The following is a 17,852-nucleotide window of genomic DNA, read 5'->3' on the forward strand; positions in this document are numbered from 1 at the left end:
CAAAACGCCGCGACGGCTGGAAGCCGGTCGCGGCGCGGGTGGTTCAGCGTTGAAACGGGTTTATTGGATCTGCCCGTGGCAATGCTTGTATTTCTTGCCCGAACCGCAGTAGCACAGTTCGTTACGGCCCAGCTTCTGCTCGTTGCGCACCGGCGCGGTGGCCAGGGCGACATCGACATCGACACCCTCTTCGGCGACCACTTCCAGGCCCGGGGCTTCGGCGTGTTCGAACTGCATGCGCGCAGCCAGGGCTTCGGCTTCCTGGCGCAGGCGAGCTTCTTCTTCGGCCGGGTCTTCGCGGCGAACCTGAACGTGGGACAGCACGCGGATCGAATCGCGCTTGATCGAATCGAGCAATTCGGAGAACAGCGTGTAGGACTCGCGCTTGTACTCCTGCTTCGGGTTCTTCTGGGCATAACCGCGCAAATGGATACCATGACGCAGGTGGTCCATGGTCGACAGGTGGTCTTTCCACAAGTCGTCCAGTACGCGCAATACAATCTGCTTCTCGAAGGAGCGCAGCGCTTCTTCGCCGGCCTGGTCTTCTTTCTCGTTGTACGCGGCGATCAATTCGGCCAGCAGCTTCTCGCGCAGGGTTTCTTCGTACAGGTGATCGTCTTCGTCGAGCCACTGCTGGATCGGCAATGCCACGCCGAAATCGCTCTGCAAGGCGGCTTCCAGGCCGGCGACATCCCACTGTTCCGGCAGCGACTGCGGCGGGATATGGGCGCTGACGGTGGCGTTGAGCACGTCCTGGCGGAAGTCGGCGATGGTTTCGCCAATGTTGTCGGCGGCCAACAAACTGTTACGCATGTGATAGATCACTTTACGCTGTTCGTTGTTGACGTCGTCGAACTCGAGCAATTGCTTGCGGATATCGAAGTTGCGGCCCTCGACCTTGCGCTGGGCCTTCTCGATGGCGTTGGTCACCATACGGTGCTCGATCGCCTCGCCTGGCTGCATGCCCAGGGCCTTCATGAAGTTCTTCACCCGGTCAGAGGCGAAGATGCGCATCAGGCTGTCTTCCAGGGACAGGTAGAAGCGGCTGGAACCGGCGTCACCCTGGCGACCGGCACGGCCACGCAGCTGGTTGTCGATACGCCGCGATTCGTGACGCTCGGAAGCGATTACCTGCAAGCCACCGGACTCCAGTACCTGCTGGTGACGCTTCTGCCAATCGGCCTTGATCTGCGCGATCTGCTCGGGGGTCGGGTTTTCCAGGCTGGCGACTTCCACTTCCCAGTTGCCGCCCAGCAGGATATCGGTACCACGACCGGCCATGTTGGTGGCGATGGTCAGCGCACCCGGGCGACCGGCCTGGGCGATGATCTCGGCTTCCTTCTCGTGGAACTTGGCGTTGAGGACCTTGTGCTCGATGCCTTCCTTGTTGAGCAAGGCGGACATGTGCTCGGAGGTCTCGATGGTGGCGGTACCCACCAGGATCGGCCGGCCCTGGGCCATGCCTTCCTTGATGTCGTTGATGATCGCCGCGTACTTCTCTTCGGCGGTCAGGAACACCAGGTCGTTGTAGTCTTTACGAGCCAGCGGCTTGTTCGGTGGAATCACCACCACTTGCAGGCCGTAGATCTGGTGGAATTCGAACGCTTCGGTGTCAGCGGTACCGGTCATGCCGGACAGCTTGTTGTACAGACGGAAGTAGTTCTGGAAGGTGGTGGAAGCCAGGGTCTGGCTCTCGGCCTGGATGTTCAGGTTTTCCTTGGCTTCGATGGCCTGGTGCAGGCCTTCGGACAAGCGACGACCCGGCATGGTACGGCCGGTGTGTTCGTCCACCAGCACGACCTGGCCGTCCTGAACGATGTATTCGACGTTGCGATGGAACAGCTTGTGGGCGCGCAGGCCAGCGTAGACGTGGGTCAGCAGGCCCAGGTTATGGGCCGAGTAGAGGCTCTCGCCTTCGGCCAGCAAGCCGACGCGGGTGAGCATTTCCTCGATGAACTGGTGACCGGCCTCGTTGAGCTCGACCTGGCGGGTCTTCTCGTCGATGGTGTAGTGCCCCGGCTGGGTCACTTCGCCTTCGACTTCCTCGACGTGCAACTTGAGCTGCGGGATCAGCTTGTTGATCTCGATGTACAGCTTGGAGCTGTCCTCGGCCTGACCGGAAATGATCAGCGGGGTGCGGGCTTCGTCGATGAGGATGGAGTCGACTTCGTCGATCACGGCAAAGTTGAGTTCACGCTGGAATTTTTCTTCCATGCTGAACGCCATGTTGTCGCGCAGGTAGTCGAAACCGAATTCGTTGTTGGTGCCGTAGGTAATGTCGGCAGCGTAGGCGGCGCGCTTCTCTTCCGGCGGCTGGAACGGCGTGACGACGCCGACGGTCAGGCCGAGGAATTCGTAGAGCGGGCGCATCCAGTTGGCGTCGCGGCGGGCCAGGTAGTCGTTGACCGTCACCACGTGCACGCCCTTGCCGGACAGTGCATTGAGGTACACGCCCAGGGTCGCCACGAGGGTCTTGCCCTCACCGGTACGCATTTCGGCGATCTTGCCTTCGTGCAAGGTCATGCCACCAATCAACTGAACGTCGAAGTGGCGCATGCCCATGATCCGCTTGCCGGCTTCACGGGCAACCGCAAAGGCTTCGGGCAGGATCTGGTCAAGGGTTTCCCCCTTGGCGATGCGGTCCTTGAATTCGGCAGTCTTGGCGCGTAACTGATCGTCCGAAAGGGCCACCATTTGCTCTTCGAAGGCATTGACAGTCTGTACCGTCTTGAGCATGCGCTTGATTTCACGCTCGTTCTTGCTTCCAAAAAGTTTCTTTAACAAAGGCGCAAACATATCGGCAGGATCTTCCACACTAAAGGGATGGAGGGCGGCCCCGTGAGTCGCCCGTGCAGCCCTCATGGCCGCATGCGAACGAGCATTCTACCCGGAAACGATGGAGAGGAAAGTGGCGTTATTCCACGATGCTGGCACAGCGCTGTGACGGGGCCTCCCTAAAATAAGGGCTTTTGCACGAACTTCAACCCACAAAGCGCAGAAGTTACTCATTGATTGTGCAGCCAAAAGCCGCAGGGCGAGAGGGTCGAGGCGCATCCGGCGCTTTCTGCTACCATGGCGCCTCTGTCACTTGCGGTATTCATTCATGGCCTTTCGCCCTCTTCCAGCCAAGGCGCCCGCCGTTCTGCTGCGCGAAGCCAAGCCGCTGAAAGCCATCTTTGGCCACGCCAGACGCCTGGGTCACTTGCAGCGCCTGCTGGACAGCCAGTTGCAGCCGGCCGCCCGCGAGCATTGCCACGTGGCGTCCTGGCGCGAAGGCAGCTTGCTGCTGATCGTCACCGACGGCCACTGGGCCACCCGCCTGCGCTACCAGCAAAAACGCCTGCTGCGCCAATTGCAGGCATTCGAAGAGTTCGCCAACCTGACGCGAATCCTGTTCAAGGTCCAGCCGCCCACCGTCCAGGTCGGCGCCAAGGGGCATACGCTGGATTTGTCCACCGATGCCGCCGCGACCATTCAGGCCACGGCGGACGGCATCACCGACCCCAACCTGCGAGCGGCGCTGGAGCGATTGGCGGCCCATGCGCGGCCCAAGGGCTGAGATTTTCGTCGCCTGTTCAATCGCTATCGCGAGCAGGCTCGCTCCCACAGTGGTTCTTCAGTGAACACTAAATTTGTGTACCACACAGATCCCTTGTGGGAGCGAGCCTGCTCGCGAAAGCGGTGCGCCAGCGGATGAAGATGTTGCCTGTGCCGACGCCTTCGCGAGCAAGCCCGCTCCCACAAGGGATCTGCGGCGGACACAAATTTTGTGTCTGACACAAATCCCCTGTGGGAGCGGGCTTGCTCGCGAAGGGGGCTACTCGGTCTTGACTACCGGCGCTTGCTGCCCCCCAGCAACGACCCCATCAATCCGCGCACCAACTGCCGGCCCAGTTGATTGGCCGCCTGGCGCATCGCCGATTTAAGCGCCTGGCCGGCCGCCGTGCCAAGGAACTCCCCGGCCTTTTCCGTGAAGCTCGGCTCTTCGGCCGTCGGCTTGCCCGGGGCCACTTCGGCCTGCGGCTCCAGCCCCTTGCGCCCCATCAGCACTTCATAGGCCGATTCGCGATCAATAGGTTTGTCATAACGCCCTTGCAACGGCGAGCTGGCGATCAGCCCGGCGCGTTCGGCCTCGCTCAGCGGCCCGATGCGCGACTGCGGTGGCGCGACCAGCACGCGCTGGACCATTTCCGGCGTACCTTTTTCCTGCAAGGTGCCCACCAGGGCTTCACCGATGCCCAGCTCAGTGAGCACCGCCAGGGCATCGAATTGCGGATTCGGCCGGAAACCGTCCGCCACCGCCCGCAACGACTTCTGCTCCTTGGCGGTAAAGGCCCGCAAGCCATGCTGGATACGCAACCCCAACTGCGCCAACACGTCGTCTGGTAGATCCCCCGGCGACTGGGTCACGAAATACACCCCAACGCCTTTGGAACGGATCAGCCGTACCACTTGCTCCAAACGTTCCTGCAACGCCTTGGGGGTGCCGGCAAACAGCAAGTGCGCTTCATCGAAGAACAGCGCCAACAGCGGCTTGTCCGCATCACCGCGCTCGGGCAACTGCTCGAACAGCTCGGCCAGCAGCCACAGCAGGAACGTCGCGTAGACCTTCGGCGCTTCATGGACCAGGCGGCTGGCGTCCAGCAAGTGGATGCGACCGCGGCCATCGCTGGCCGGTTGCAGGATGTCTTCCAATTGCAGGGCTGGCTCGCCGAACAACGCGTCCGCGCCCTGCTGTTCCAGGGTGGACAAGCGTCGCAACAAGGCCTGGCTGGAGCCGGTGGTCATCAGGGCCGCGTCGTCCCCCAGCAACTCGGGGTTGTCCTTGAGGTGATTGAGCAGCGCCTTGAGGTCCTTGAGGTCGAGCAGCAACAGGCCTTCGCGGTCGGCCACCTTGAACGCCGCGTAGAGTGCCGACTGCTGGCTGTCCGTCAGTTCCAGCAGGCTACCGATCAACAACGGGCCCATTTCACTCAGGGTGGTGCGCAGCGGATGACCGGACTGGCCGTGGATATCCCACAAGGTCACCGGATAAGCCTGAGGTTGGTGATTGAGCCAAGGCATGCCGGCGATGCGCTCGGCGATTTTGCCCTGGGGATTGCCGGCAGCGCCGAGGCCACACAGGTCACCTTTGATATCCGCGGCGAACACCGCCACGCCGGCATCGCTGAACATTTCGGCCAGGCGCTGCAAGGTGACGGTCTTGCCGGTACCGGTGGCACCCGCCACCAGACCATGACGGTTCGCCAGGCGCATGGCCTGGGCGATGGGCTGGCCACTGAGGTCGGCGCCAATAATAAGTTGCGATGAGTCAGGCATATGGTCACCCGTGGTGTTTGCGATATGACGCCATTTTGCACGCTTATATAAAAGCATGCCTGGCGCATCAAGGCCCTGGCACTGGAAATAAAAACCGCATTTGACCGCACTCATGTGGCGAGGGAGCTTGCTCCCGCTGGGCTGCGAAGCGGCCCCAAAATCTTGGGAGCGCTTCGCACTCCAGCGGGAGCAAGCTCCCTCGCCACATATTCATTGGCATAGCCACTACGTCACCACAACCCCAACCGAACATCTATTCTTACTAAAGGTCAACACAGGAGAACACAGACCGGAGGGACGTTCATCGTGCACATAGCGGACATCACCATGTTCTACGCCCCCGCCAGCGGAGGCGTGCGCACTTATCTGGATGCCAAGCACCGACGCCTGGGCGATCGGCCCGGGATTCGCCACAGCCTGCTGATCCCCGGCGCGCATTTGAGCGAGCACGATGGGATCTACAAGGTTCCGGCCCCCGCCCTGCCTTTCGGCAAGGGCTATCGTTTCCCACTTCGCCTGGCCCCCTGGCGCAATGTCCTGCGTGATCTGCAGCCGGATCTGATTGAAGTCGGCGACCCCTACCTCACCGCATGGGCGGCCCTGGACGCACGGCGTCAGCTCGACGTGCCCGTTATCGGCTTTTATCACTCCGACCTGCCACTGTTGGTGAGCAATCGCATGGGCAACTGGTTCACCCCCAACATCGAAGCCTATGTCAGCAAGTTGTACGGCAATTTCGACCGGGTCCTGGCACCCAGCCAGGTCATGGCCGACAAACTGACCGGGTTGGGGGTCAAGAACGTCTACGTGCAACCGCTGGGCGTCGACCTGCAGACCTTCAACCCGGCCGCCCGCGACCCGGAGCTGCGGGCTGAGCTGGGTATCGCCGAAGACACGCGCCTGCTGATTTTCGCCGGTCGTGGCTCCAAGGAAAAAAACCTGCCGGTGCTGCTCAAGTGCATGAAGCGCCTGGGCGAACGCTATCACCTGTTGTTGGTGGGCTCGTCGATGCCCGCCGTGGTGCCGGACAACGTCACGGTGATCGATGAGTTCTGCCCGGCGCCGCAAGTCGCCCGGCTCATGGCCAGCGCCGACGCCCTGTTGCACGCTGGCGACCAGGAGACTTTCGGCCTGGTGATCCTCGAAGCCATGGCCAGCGGTATTCCCGTGGTGGCGGTGGCGGCCGGGGCCTTCACCGAAATCGTCCATGAAGACTGCGGGCTGCTGTGCACGCCCAACAACCCGCAGGCCATGGCCAACGCCGTGCGGCAGCTTTTCTCCGAAGGTTGCCAACGCCGTGGGGTTCTGGCGCGTCAGCATGTGGAGCGCCGTTACGCCTGGGACTCCGTGGTCAACAGCTTGCTGGGGCATTACTACGCCGTGCTCGGCGAACAGATGCCGCTGCTGGCCAATGGTTGAGGCGAGGTCCGTGTCGATGAATCAACCGCCCAGCGTGCTATTGGTGCTGCACGACGTAGCACCGCAAACCTGGCCCGACTACCAGCCCTTCGTCGAGGCCGTTGATGCCCTCGGCCAAGTGCCAATGACCTGGCTGGTGGTGCCGGACTTTCACCGCACCAATGACCTGGAGGCTCACCCCGGCTTTCGGCGCCTGCTCGACAGCCGGGTCGAGCGCGGCGACGAACTGGTGTTGCATGGCTACTACCATTGCGACGACGGCCCTGTCGCCCTTCATCCCAAGGACTGGTTCATGCGCCGGGTCTATACCCATGAGGGGGAGTTCTACCATCTGTCCGAGGCGCAGGCCCTCGCCCGCCTGCGCGCCGGTATCCAAACCTTCGAGCGCTACCACTGGCCGCTGGAAGGTTTCGTCGCCCCGGCCTGGCTGATGAGCGAAGGTACGCGCCAGGCCTTGCGTCAGTTACCGCTGAGCTACACCAGCGACACCCAACACCTTTATCGCTTGCCCGATTTCACCGCCATCGACGCGCCGGGGCTGGTTTGGAGTGCCCGCAGCGCCTGGCGCCGTGGCCTGTCGAAAGTCATCAGCGACCAGCGTGAACAACGCTGGCGCCAGGCACCGGTAATTCGCCTGGGCCTGCACCCGGTGGACATGCGCCACACGTTTTCCCGGGACTATTGGCTGCGCACCCTCGAACGCCTGCTCAACGACGGCCGCGTGCCGATGACCAAGCTCGACTGGCTGGCGACCCAGGGGCTGCGGGCCCGCAGCGCCGCATGAAACGGCTGATCTGGCTGGGCGCCGCGCTGCTCACGGCGCTGCTGGTTCCGCTGCTGGTGGGCGGCGGGGAAATGTGGTCGCGGGTGCAGCGTTTTCCCTTGTCGCTGCTGCTGGCCATGCTCGGCATGATCGTGCTGTGCTGGGGCTTGAACTCCGTGCGCTTGCGCCTGTTGCTAGGCGAACATCGTGGTCGCATCAGCGGACTGAAAAGCGTCGGCGTGGTGATGTCCACCGAGTTCGCCATGTGCGCGACGCCCGGAGGCAGTGGCGGCCCGCTGACGCTGATGGCCCTGCTGGCGCGCAACGGCGTGCGCCCGGCCCATGGCAGCGCGGTGTTTGCCATGGATCAGTTGAGCGACTTGCTGTTCTTCCTCTGCGCCCTGGTGGGCATTCTGTTTTACGCGCTGTTCCAGAACCTCAGCCAGCGCATGGAATGGATGCTGGTGTTGAGCGCGATTTCATTGTTCGGCGGGCTGTTCGGCTGCGTACTGGTGGCCCGTTATCACCGCAAGCTGATTCTGCTGGGCGCTCGATTGCTGCGTCACTTGCGTGTGAAGCCCCTCACCCGCCGACGCTGGGCACGCAAGATCCTGAGCTTTCTGGCGGCGTTCACCGACACCTTGAAGTTGCCACGACAGACACTGTTCCAGGTCTTCGGCCTGACCTGCCTGCACTGGGCGTTGCGCTACAGCGTGTTGTACCTGGCATTGAGGGGGCTGGGGGCGGATTTGCAATGGGCCTGGTGTTTCCTGATCCAGATGCTGTCCTTGAGCGCGGGGCAGTTCAGCCTGTTGCCGGGCGGTGCCGGAGCGGCGGAGTTGACCTCGGCGGCGCTGCTGGCGCCCATGGTGGGCAAATCCACCGCGGCGGCGGCGATTCTGATCTGGCGGGCGGTGACCTATTACTTTTATCTGGTGGCCGGTGGGCCGGTGTTCTTCCTGATGGTCGGGCGGCCGTTGATCAAGAAACTGATCCGGCTCAGGCAAGCCTGACAGATCAAGGTTTCTGTTCAGAATCGTCCTGGGGATGCAACTGCTCCCACAATTGCGCGGCATCGGGAAACTCAGTGCCGTCCTCCGGGCCCAACGCGTCGGGGTCGTAGCGGCTGAGGCAGCCCTCGCCCAGGGTCGCCGGCGCGTTGGAAGTGGCTTTGTCCAATGGATCGGTCATGGCGCGTTCCTCCCTTGAGGTGGCATGAAAATCACCGTGGCGAGGGAGCTTGCTCCCGCTCGGCTGCGCAGCAGTCGTAAAACCTGCCTACTCTACTTTCCCGATGCACGGTGTTGAATTTTTTGGTCTGCTTCGCAGCCCAGCGGGAGCAAGCTCCCTCGCCACGGACATCGTTGTTCTTCAGTAAAAAGGCCTGGCGATCGCTCGTCCAGGCCCTTTGCAGTGTAGTCAGAAGACCACGGTCTTGTTGCCGTGCACCAGCACCCGGTCTTCCAGGTGATAACGCAGGCCACGGGCCAACACCATCTTCTCTACGTCACGGCCGAAACGCACCATGTCTTCGATGCTGTCGCTGTGGCTGACGCGCACTACATCCTGCTCGATGATCGGGCCGGCATCCAGCTCTTCGGTCACGTAGTGGCAGGTGGCGCCAATCAGCTTCACACCGCGCATCGACGCCTGGTGGTACGGCTTGGCACCGACGAATGACGGCAGGAAGCTGTGGTGGATGTTAATGACCTTATGGGCATATTCGCTGCATAAGGCTGGCGGCAGGATTTGCATGTAGCGCGCCAGCACCACCACCTCGGCATCGTGCTGCTTGACCAGCCGCGAAACCTCGGCAAACGCCGGCTGCTTGTCCTGCGGGTTGACCGGTACGTGGTAGTACGGGATACCGTGCCATTCCACCATGCTGCGCAAGTCGTCATGGTTGGAAATCACACAGGCGATGTCGCAATCGAGCTCATCGCTGTGCCAGCGGTGCAGCAGGTCGGCCAGGCAGTGAGACTCACGGCTGGCCATCAACACCACGCGTTTTTTCTGCGCGGTGTCGGTGATACGCCAGTCCATCGAGAACTCTTCGGCAATGGGGGCGAACGCTTCACGAAAGGCTTCGATACCGAAGGGCAGCGAGTCGGCACGAATCTCGTGACGCATGAAAAACCAACCACTTTGATTGTCCGAGTGATGGCTCGCTTCGGTGATCCAGCCGTTATGGGACGCCAGAAAGTTACTGACTTTAGCAACGATACCGACGCGGTCCGGGCAAGCAATCACCAGACGAAAAGTGCGCATTAGGGAAACTCCAGAACTTCGCAAAGGCGGCCATTCTAGCCATTGCGCGGCAAAACTGCAGTATCGATGACACGCCACCTTCTCAGCGACGCCCCCGGGCCACGACCTGCGCGGTCGGGGCAAGCAGGCTATATGTGTGAACAGATGTGAAGGCATCTGTCGCGGTATTTAACTGCAACAGGCATTTTTGTGGCACAGCACTAATTAATTAAATAAAACACCGGTTAAATGTTTACTTGATGAAACTGTCTGATTACTATTGCCGCACTGTCTCCTTGTCACCCGCGTCCTACATAAGGTAGTCCACATGTCCTTGATCAATGAATACCGCGCCACAGAAGAAGCCATCAAAGAACTGCAAGCTCGCCTGAAAAATCTGTCCCAAGACGACAAACTGCAAACCGAGCTTGAATTCGAAGGCAAACTGCGCACTCTGATGGGCGAATACTCCAAGTCGCTGCGCGACATCATTGCCCTGCTGGATCCAGAAGCCAAGTCGAGCAAAGCACCACGTGGTGCCGTCAAAACTACCGGCACCAAACGCGCTCGCAAAGTTAAGCAATACAAGAACCCGCACAACGGTGAAGTCATCGAAACCAAAGGTGGCAACCACAAGACTCTGAAAGAGTGGAAAGCCAAGTGGGGCGGTGACGTGGTTGAAGGCTGGGCAACCCTGCTGGGCTAAGCCTTAGCGCTTCGCACCATTCTTTGCGAACAAAAAACGCCAGCGATTGCTGGCGTTTTTTATGCCTGCCATCTTTTTATTTCATCGCGGCTCAAGGCTTAAACGTTTGCGCAATTGCTGGCTATAGCCCTGCCACTCCGCGAGTACTTCTCGCTGCATTGGTGTAGACAGCGTCATCCACTCTGCCATCGCTTCATCAAAACTTTCCAAGGTATTAGGCGCGCCCCATTCCGGGGATGACAGACGTTGTTGGCAGAAAAGTCTCCAACGCCCCTGCTCTTCAGGATTCAACGTGTCCGGAAAGTTGCGTGCGCGATATCGGAACAATAGTTCCGGCAAACGCTCATCATCGAACGGCCAGCGTTCTTGAGCCAATTGCGCCGGATCAGCCATGCGCACTTGTTCACATAAACGCCGATCACGATCGCCCAAGAAGCCTGCGTATAACTGTTGCTCGGGATCCTCGCTGGCGCTGAAATCCTCGCGAGCATAAATAGCCTGAAGTTTATCCTGCCAAACTTTCTGTGCGTCAGTTAGCCGCAATGCCCGCTGCTGATAGCCCTCCATGTCCAGTTCCAATCGCTGCTGGTCCTCGGCACGCAGCACCGACAACGGCGCGACCACCGGACATTTGTTGATATGGATAAGCTTGAGCGGCACCGGCAACTCTCCTTCGAGCAATGCTTCCCGGCGGGTATACAAGCGCTGGCGCAGGCTTTCGGCATCGAGGTCCAGCAGGCCCTGGGGGTCCAGGTGCAGGTCACAGACAATCAGGGCGTTGCGGTTTTTCGGATGCCAGGCCAACGGCAAGACCACACCGATGTAGTTGCGCGCCGCCGAGAAGCGACCGGAAATATGCACCATGGGCTGCAACAGGCGGATCTGGTCCATCACCTTCTGTTTACTGCGCAACTGGAACAACCAATCGTAGAGCTTGGGCTGCTTCTGCCGGATCAGGCGCGCCAGAGCGATGGTCGCGCGCACGTCCGACAACGCGTCGTGGGCCTGGCCATGATCGATGCCATTGGCGGCGGTCAGGCGCTCGAGCTTGAGGGTCACGCGACCGTCCTCTTGCGGCCAGACAATGCCATCGGGGCGCAGCGCATAAGCGGCGCGCACCACATCGATCAGGTCCCAACGACTGTTGCCGCCCTGCCATTCCCGCGCGTACGGGTCGAAGAAATTCCGATAGAGGCTGTAGCGGGTCATTTCATCGTCGAAGCGCAGGGTGTTGTAGCCGGCGCCACAGGTGCCGGGCGCTGCCAGTTGTCCGTGGACACGGGTCATGAAATCGGCTTCGCTCAAGCCTTTCTCGACCAGGCATGCCGGGGTGATACCGGTAATCGCACAAGCTGCCGGATGGGGCAGGATGTCATCGCTGGGCCGGCAATACAGGTTCACCGGCTCGTCGATTTCATTGAGTTCGAAATCGGTTCGGATACCCGCCACCTGCAAGGGCCGGTCACAACGCGGGTTGATGCCGGTGGTTTCGTAGTCGTACCAGAAAATGGAAGTCACGGGCTGTTCCTGAACTGAAGACTGGCGAAGTCTAGGCGTTCGAACCCGCCTGCGACCAGCAGTCCTGTAACTTTTGAATGCCAATGCGCGGGGCCACCCCCCCCCTGTGGGAGCGAGCCTGCTCGCAATGGCGGTGGGTCAGCTTGTATTGATGTTGAATGTAACGCCGTCATCGCGAGCAGGCTCGCTCCCACAGTTGATCTATGGCGCCCTCGAATGCACTGCCCACCGCCCCCCTATGGGAGCGAGCCTGCTCGCGATGGCGGTAGGTCAGGAACAGACAGTGCTCGCCCTCTCAATTCCGTTGCTAACCATGAAATGACATACACAGTTGTATCGTTTGCCCGCACGAAGACTGCTAGCATCTGGGCCGAGATTGAACATTCGGTCTGGCCCATCACAGGTTGCCCATGCTCGAGACACCAGCACTGCAAAGGAACGCGACGCTGCCCGCGCCCCTGGACACGCGCTATCAGGTTGAAACGCCCGAAGGCATCGACCTGCCGCTGCGCCCGGCGGGATTGATGCCGCGTGCAATCGCCTTCGCCATCGACCTGGGCATACGCGGGTTGGTCCTGGGGCTTTTCTTCCTGGTGCTGGCGTTTTTCGGCGAGCTGGGGATCGGCCTGGGATCGATCCTGCTGTTTGTCGTCAGTTGGTGGTACATGGTGCTGTTCGAGGTGCTCAACCAGGGGCGCTCTCCCGGCAAACAGATCATGGGCCTGCGCGTGGTACAGGACGACGGTCGGCCCATCGGTTGGTCGGCGTCGTTGATCCGCAACCTCCTGCGTTTCGTCGACATGCTGCCCTTCGGCTACACCTTCGGCGCCATCAGTTGCCTGCAACACCCGGCATTCAAGCGCCTGGGCGACCTCGCGGCCGGCACGCTGGTGGTGTATCGCGAGCAGCCGGTCAAACGCCCCGCATTGCCAATGGCGGCCCCGATACGAACGCCTTTCACCCTGAGCCTGCAGGAACAACGCGCGGTGCTGGGCTTCGCCGAACGCCAGGCAGAACTGTCCCAGGCGCGGGTCAACGAGCTGGCGGCCATCCTGGCCGCGCCACTGAACGTCCAGGTGCCGCACGCCGTCGCCGAACTCAATGGCGTCGCCCGCGGCTTGTTGGGGCCAACATGAAACAAAGCCTGTTCGAAAGCCGTTACCAAGGGGAATGGGCACAGCTGTCCCGGCAACTTGACCAACTGGAGCGCAGCCGCAGCGTGCCCCAGAGCAGCGACTTCCCTGCCACCTACCGACGGCTTTGCCATCACTTGGCACTGGCCCAGGCCCGGGGCTACAGCAGCTTGCTGGTCGACACGTTGCAACAACTGGCGCTGCGCGGTCACCAGCAACTCTACCGGGACCGCAGCCGACCATCGGCCAGCCTCTCGGCCTTTATCCTGGTCGGTTTCCCTCGATTGGTGCGTGAACAATGGCGATTCGTGCTGGTCGCCAGCCTGATGTTCCTGGGCAGCCTGGTCGGCATCGGGCTACTGGTCTATCTGTTCCCGGAACTGGTCTACAGCGTGCTCGGCGCCGACGAAATCAGCCAGATCCGCAGCATGTATGACCCGGCCTCCGGGCACCTGGGTCGCTCGGTCGAACGGGCCGCCAGCGAGGACTGGGTCATGTTCGGCTACTACATCATGCACAACATCGGCATTGCCTTTCAGACCTTTGCCAGTGGCTTGATGTTTGGGCTGGGCAGCGCGTTCTTCCTGTTTTTCAATGGGCTGACCATCGGCGCGGTGGCCGGGCACCTGACCCAGATCGGCTCCGGGGGAACGTTCTGGTCGTTCGTGATCGGCCACGGCGCCTTCGAACTCACCGCCATCGCCCTGGCCGGGGCCGCGGGCCTGCAATTGGGCTGGGCCTTGATCGCGCCGGGGCGCCTGACCCGGGGCGAGGCCTTGCGGCTCGCCGCGGGCAAAAGCGTGCTGATGATCGGCGGCGTGATGCTGTTCCTGCTGATTGCCGCGTTCATCGAGGCCTACTGGTCTTCCAGCGCCGTGACGCCCGCCACCAAATATACGGTGGGCGCCTTGTTGTGGCTGTTGGTGATCAGTTATCTGTCGTTTGCCGGACGGGTGCGCCATGCGCCTGAGTGACGCCACCGTCGTTATCCGCCCCCGCACCACCTGGGAAGCCATGGACCTGGGTGTGCTGATGAGCCAGCAGCATCGACGTCTGCTGATGACCAGTTGGGCGATCATCACGCTGCCGGTGTACCTGTTGTTATCCCTGCTGCTGTGGGATTCACCGTCGCTGGTGGTGATGCTGTTCTGGTGGTTGAAGCCGGCCTTTGAGCGTCTGCCGCTGTACATCCTGTCCAAGGCGCTGTTCGGCGAAACCCCCACCTTGAGGCAGGCCTTGCTCCAGTGGCCGGCGCTGCTCAAGCCCCAGTTGCTGGCCAGCCTGACCTGGCGCAGGCTGAGCCTGAGCCGCAGCTTCCTGATGCCGGTGGTGCAACTCGAGGGGCTTTCCGGCGAAGCGCGGACGCAGCGCTTGCGGGTATTGCTGCAACGCAACCGCGGCGCGGCGCAATGGTTGACCATCATCGGCGCGCATCTGGAAACCGCCTTGTGGTTCGGCCTGATGGCCTTGTTCTATCTGTTCGTGCCGCAACAAGTCGAACTGCAATGGGATTGGGAGATGTTGGTGTCGGCGGCGGAGCGGGACTGGTTGTGGTTCGAACACCTGGTCAACTTCCTCTACCCGCTGCTGCTGATCCTGTGGGAGCCGGTGTATGTCGCCTGCGGCTTCAGCCTCTACCTGAACCGACGCACGATCCTCGAAGCGTGGGACATCGAGCTGGTGTTCCGGCGCCTGCGTCAGCGCCTGAACGGCGTGGCCCCGGTGTTGATGCTGCTGGCGCTCATGCTGCTGCCGCTGGCGCCTCCGGCGTTTGCCGCCGAGGACAGCAGCGGCCCCGACAGCCCACGACTGCTCAACCAGCCCCTCACCAGCGAAGCCTCCCGGGACGGCATCAAGGCGATCCTCGACGCCCCGCCGTTCAAGAACCCCGAGACCGTCACCCGCTATCGTTTCGGCGAAGAAACCGCCGAATCCCCAGAGACCGAGAACAAGAACGAGGCCAAACCGAGCTGGCTCAAGGCCCTGTTCAAATGGCTCGGCAGCCAACGCTTCGACATCGCCGCGGCACTGATCCAGGTGGTGCTGTGGGCTTGCCTGGTGGGGGCGATCGCCTGGCTGGCCTGGCGTTACCGTGAAAGATTCAAGACCCTGGCCAATCGCCGACCGACGAAGCGCCCGCCAACGGAACGAGCAACACCTGCGCGCATGTTCGGCCTGGATATTCGCGAAGAGAGCCTGCCCGCCGACGTGGCCGCCAGCGTCGAACAACTGTGGGCCACAGAGCCCCGTGAAGCCCTGGGCCTGCTGTACCGGGCGCTGCTCAGCCGATTGCATCACGACTTCAAGATCCCCCTGAAACCGGCCGACACCGAAGGCCAGGTGCTGCAACGCGTCGAACAGCTCAAGCAGGAAAACCTGCTGGGCTTCAGCAAAAACCTGACCTTGCATTGGCAGAACATTGCCTACGGGCATCGCCCTCCGCCGGCACACCTGCAACAGGAACTGTGTGACGGCTGGCGCGGACTGTTCGGTCCGGGAGCGGCCCGATGAGTCGGCACGCAGGCTGGCTGATCGGCGCCGTGCTCGCCGCGCTGGTGGGCGCATTGGCCTTCTATCTCTACGCCAAGGCCGTCCCCTACGAGGAAACCATCGAGCACGGCCCCTCCCCGCAAGCCCAGGCCAATCCTTACCTGGCCGCCGAGCTTTTCCTGCGCCAGCAGGGTATCAACGTCGAGCACGCCAACAACCTGAACGTACTGCCCACCCTGGAGCCTCGCCAGCACAGCCTGCTATTGCTGGGCGAGCGAACCCACATGACGCCACGGGAGGTCGAACAGTTGATGAACTGGACCCGGGCCGGCGGGCGCTTGCTCTTCGTTGCCGAAGCCTTGTGGGACGAGACCACCGGTAGCAGCGGCGACTTGCTGCTCGACCGCGTACGCCTGCATCAACTGTTGAGCAAGGACCTCAAGGAGCCGGCGCCCGAACTGATCAAGGACCGTTATCCCGAGCTGACCAAGCTCTACCTGGAGGACGAAGAGGCGCCGGCGTATGTCGGCTTCGACACCGACTTTCACCTCGAAGACCCGCATAACCTGGCCCAGGCCTGGGCCAACAGCGCGCTGTCGACCCACATGATGCAACTGAACCTCGGCCTGGGCTCGATCACCGTGATTACCGACGCCGAGCTGTGGAAGAACGAGAACATCGAGCAGTACGACAACGCCTGGTTGCTCTGGTATTTGAGTGCCGACACCGACGTCACGCTGCTGTACAACACCGACCATGACAACCTGCTGACCCTGCTGCTGCGCTACTTTCCCCAGGCGCTGGTGGCGCTACTCGCCTTGATTGCCCTGTGGTTCTGGCGTTCGGCGGTGCGTCATGGCCCACTGCAACAACCGGCCCCCAAGGCGCGACGTCAGTTGGAAGAACACGTGCAGGCCAGCGCCGGCTTCCACCTGCGCCACAACGGCCAGCAACACTTGTTGCACGCCTTGCAACAAGACCTGCTGCGCCGGGCGCGCTACCTTCATCCAGGCTTCGAACAACTGGCCGTCGCCGAACAATGGCAGGTCCTCGCCCGCCTGACCCGGCAACCCACCCGAGCCATCAGCCAGGCGTTGAGCCCACGACCGAAACAGCGTATGTCCAGCGCAGAGTTCTGCCGCCAGGTCGCCCATTTGCAAACTCTCAGGAATGCCTTATGACTGAACAGAACGAACCTGTCGACGCCCAGGCCCATGCCGCCCAACAGCGCCAGCGCGCCAGTCAGTTGGCCCAGGCCATCCGCAGCGAGCTGGGCAAGGCGGTGGTCGGTCAGGCCAGCGTGATCGACGATGTGCTCACAGCACTGATCGCCGGCGGGCACGTGCTGCTCGAAGGTGTTCCCGGGTTGGGCAAGACCTTGCTGGTGCGGGCCCTGGCTCGCTGTTTCAACGGCGAGTTCGCGCGCATCCAGTTCACCCCCGACCTGATGCCCAGCGACGTCACCGGGCATGCGGTGTACGACTTGCAGACCGAGCAGTTCAAGCTGCGCAAAGGCCCGGTGTTCACCAACCTGCTGCTGGCCGACGAGATCAACCGCGCACCGGCCAAGACCCAGGCTGCGCTGCTCGAAGCCATGCAGGAACGCCAGGTCACCCTCGAAGGCCGCGCCCTGCCCATCGCCCAACCGTTCATGGTCCTCGCCACCCAGAACCCCATCGAACAGGAAGGCACCTACCCGCTGCCGGAAGCCGAGCTCGACCGCTTCATGCTCAAGGTGCGCATGGACTACCCCGACGCCGACCAGGAGCTGGACATGGTGCGCCAGGTCAGTCGCTCGACGCGCGCCGACATGCTCGACGTGCAGCCGTTGCGCACGGTGTTGCAAGCCAAGGACGTGCAAGCGCTGCAACGCATCGCCAGCGATCTGCCAATGGACGATCAAGTGCTCGACTACGCCGTGCGCCTGGCCCGCACCACCCGCAGTTGGCCGGGCTTGACCCTCGGCGCCGGCCCGCGTGCCTCGATTGCCCTGGTGCGTTGCGCCCGGGCACGGGCGTTGTTGCGCGGCGGCGAGTTCGTGGTGCCGGATGACATCAAGGGCTGCGCCCTGGCCGTGCTGCGCCATCGGGTGCGACTGGCGCCGGAGCTGGACATCGAAGGGCTGACGGTGGACCAGGTGCTGGGGCAACTGCTCGATCAAGTGCCGGCGCCGCGGTTGTGAATAACACCAGCATGATAAGGGGATTTATGTGGGAGCAAGGCTTGCCCGCGATGGAAGCGACGCGGTCTCGCAGAA

At 62.0% G+C, this 17,852-nt stretch carries 15 protein-coding genes; 10 read left to right on the forward strand and 5 right to left on the reverse strand.

The genetic code is table 11. The features are described 5' to 3' along the window. Positions 1 to 60: 60 nt before the first annotated feature. Positions 61 to 2,796 carry a preprotein translocase subunit SecA gene (secA, locus tag PBDP_RS23410; protein WP_109753794.1) on the reverse strand — a complete coding sequence of 912 codons (2,736 nt, stop codon included), beginning with the start codon at positions 2,794 to 2,796 and terminating at the stop codon, positions 61 to 63. 307 nt (positions 2,797 to 3,103) lie between these two features. Here secA and PBDP_RS23415 point away from each other — a divergent pair, with 307 nt between their 5' ends. After that, positions 3,104 to 3,559 (forward strand): DUF721 domain-containing protein, encoded by a 456-nt coding sequence (locus PBDP_RS23415; protein ID WP_064107032.1) that lies wholly within the window; start codon positions 3,104 to 3,106, stop codon positions 3,557 to 3,559. A gap of 272 nt (positions 3,560 to 3,831) precedes the next feature. Here PBDP_RS23415 and PBDP_RS23420 read toward each other — a convergent pair whose 3' ends face one another. Further along, entirely contained in the window at positions 3,832 to 5,319 is a 1,488-nt protein-coding gene (locus tag PBDP_RS23420) for a helicase HerA-like domain-containing protein (RefSeq protein WP_116833334.1), read from the reverse strand. 306 nt (positions 5,320 to 5,625) lie between these two features. Between PBDP_RS23420 and gpgS the strand changes: the two genes are divergently transcribed. From gpgS to gpgF, 3 genes are read left to right on the forward strand one after another with little or no spacing between them, the layout of a single operon-like run. After that, a complete protein-coding gene (gene gpgS, locus PBDP_RS23425; protein ID WP_487375103.1) occupies positions 5,626 to 6,738 on the forward strand; it encodes an N-acetylglucosaminyl phosphatidylglycerol synthase in 1,113 nt (370 codons plus the stop codon). A gap of 16 nt (positions 6,739 to 6,754) precedes the next feature. Further along, entirely contained in the window at positions 6,755 to 7,522 is a 768-nt protein-coding gene (gene gpgD / locus PBDP_RS23430; protein WP_109753791.1) for an N-acetylglucosaminyl phosphatidylglycerol deacetylase, read from the forward strand. Beyond that, positions 7,519 to 8,514 (forward strand): glucosaminyl phosphatidylglycerol flippase, encoded by a 996-nt coding sequence (gpgF, locus tag PBDP_RS23435; protein WP_109753790.1) that lies wholly within the window; start codon positions 7,519 to 7,521, stop codon positions 8,512 to 8,514. Before gpgD ends, gpgF begins: the two co-directional genes overlap by 4 nt. Positions 8,515 to 8,518: 4 nt before the next feature. On the opposite strand, the gene PBDP_RS23440 is transcribed toward gpgF, so the two are convergent. Further along, entirely contained in the window at positions 8,519 to 8,692 is a 174-nt protein-coding gene (locus PBDP_RS23440) for a hypothetical protein (protein ID WP_178082484.1), read from the reverse strand. A gap of 228 nt (positions 8,693 to 8,920) precedes the next feature. Then, complete coding sequence (purU, locus tag PBDP_RS23445; RefSeq protein ID WP_003178545.1) at positions 8,921 to 9,769, reverse strand: formyltetrahydrofolate deformylase; 849 nt, start codon at positions 9,767 to 9,769, stop codon at positions 8,921 to 8,923. A 307-nt stretch (positions 9,770 to 10,076) separates the two neighbouring features. Here purU and mvaT point away from each other — a divergent pair, with 307 nt between their 5' ends. Beyond that, on the forward strand, positions 10,077 to 10,454 hold the full coding sequence (gene mvaT / locus PBDP_RS23450; protein WP_003205091.1) for a histone-like nucleoid-structuring protein MvaT: 378 nt from the start codon (positions 10,077 to 10,079) through the stop codon (positions 10,452 to 10,454). A gap of 81 nt (positions 10,455 to 10,535) precedes the next feature. Here mvaT and sbcB read toward each other — a convergent pair whose 3' ends face one another. Continuing rightward, positions 10,536 to 11,972: an exodeoxyribonuclease I gene (sbcB, locus tag PBDP_RS23455; protein ID WP_212801388.1), complete on the reverse strand. Its 1,437-nt coding sequence runs from the start codon at positions 11,970 to 11,972 to the stop codon at positions 10,536 to 10,538. Positions 11,973 to 12,382: 410 nt separating this feature from the next. Between sbcB and PBDP_RS23460 the strand changes: the two genes are divergently transcribed. The 5 genes from PBDP_RS23460 to PBDP_RS23480 are packed head-to-tail and all read left to right on the forward strand — an operon-like array spanning position 12,383 to position 17,777. After that, a complete protein-coding gene (locus PBDP_RS23460; protein WP_109753787.1) occupies positions 12,383 to 13,108 on the forward strand; it encodes an RDD family protein in 726 nt (241 codons plus the stop codon). After that, a complete protein-coding gene (locus PBDP_RS23465) occupies positions 13,105 to 14,079 on the forward strand; it encodes a stage II sporulation protein M (RefSeq protein ID WP_212801389.1) in 975 nt (324 codons plus the stop codon). The genes PBDP_RS23460 and PBDP_RS23465 overlap by 4 nt, the downstream gene beginning before the upstream one ends. Then, entirely contained in the window at positions 14,066 to 15,616 is a 1,551-nt protein-coding gene (locus PBDP_RS23470) for a DUF4129 domain-containing protein (RefSeq protein WP_212801390.1), read from the forward strand. Before PBDP_RS23465 ends, PBDP_RS23470 begins: the two co-directional genes overlap by 14 nt. Beyond that, entirely contained in the window at positions 15,613 to 16,776 is a 1,164-nt protein-coding gene (locus PBDP_RS23475) for a DUF4350 domain-containing protein (protein WP_109753784.1), read from the forward strand. Before PBDP_RS23470 ends, PBDP_RS23475 begins: the two co-directional genes overlap by 4 nt. After that, positions 16,773 to 17,777, forward strand: coding sequence for an AAA family ATPase (locus PBDP_RS23480; RefSeq protein WP_212801391.1), 1,005 nt, complete (start codon positions 16,773 to 16,775; stop codon positions 17,775 to 17,777). Before PBDP_RS23475 ends, PBDP_RS23480 begins: the two co-directional genes overlap by 4 nt. Positions 17,778 to 17,852: the final 75 nt, after the last annotated feature.

This window comes from Pseudomonas sp. St290 (genome assembly GCF_018325805.1).
GTDB lineage: Bacteria > Pseudomonadota > Gammaproteobacteria > Pseudomonadales > Pseudomonadaceae > Aquipseudomonas > Aquipseudomonas bijieensis.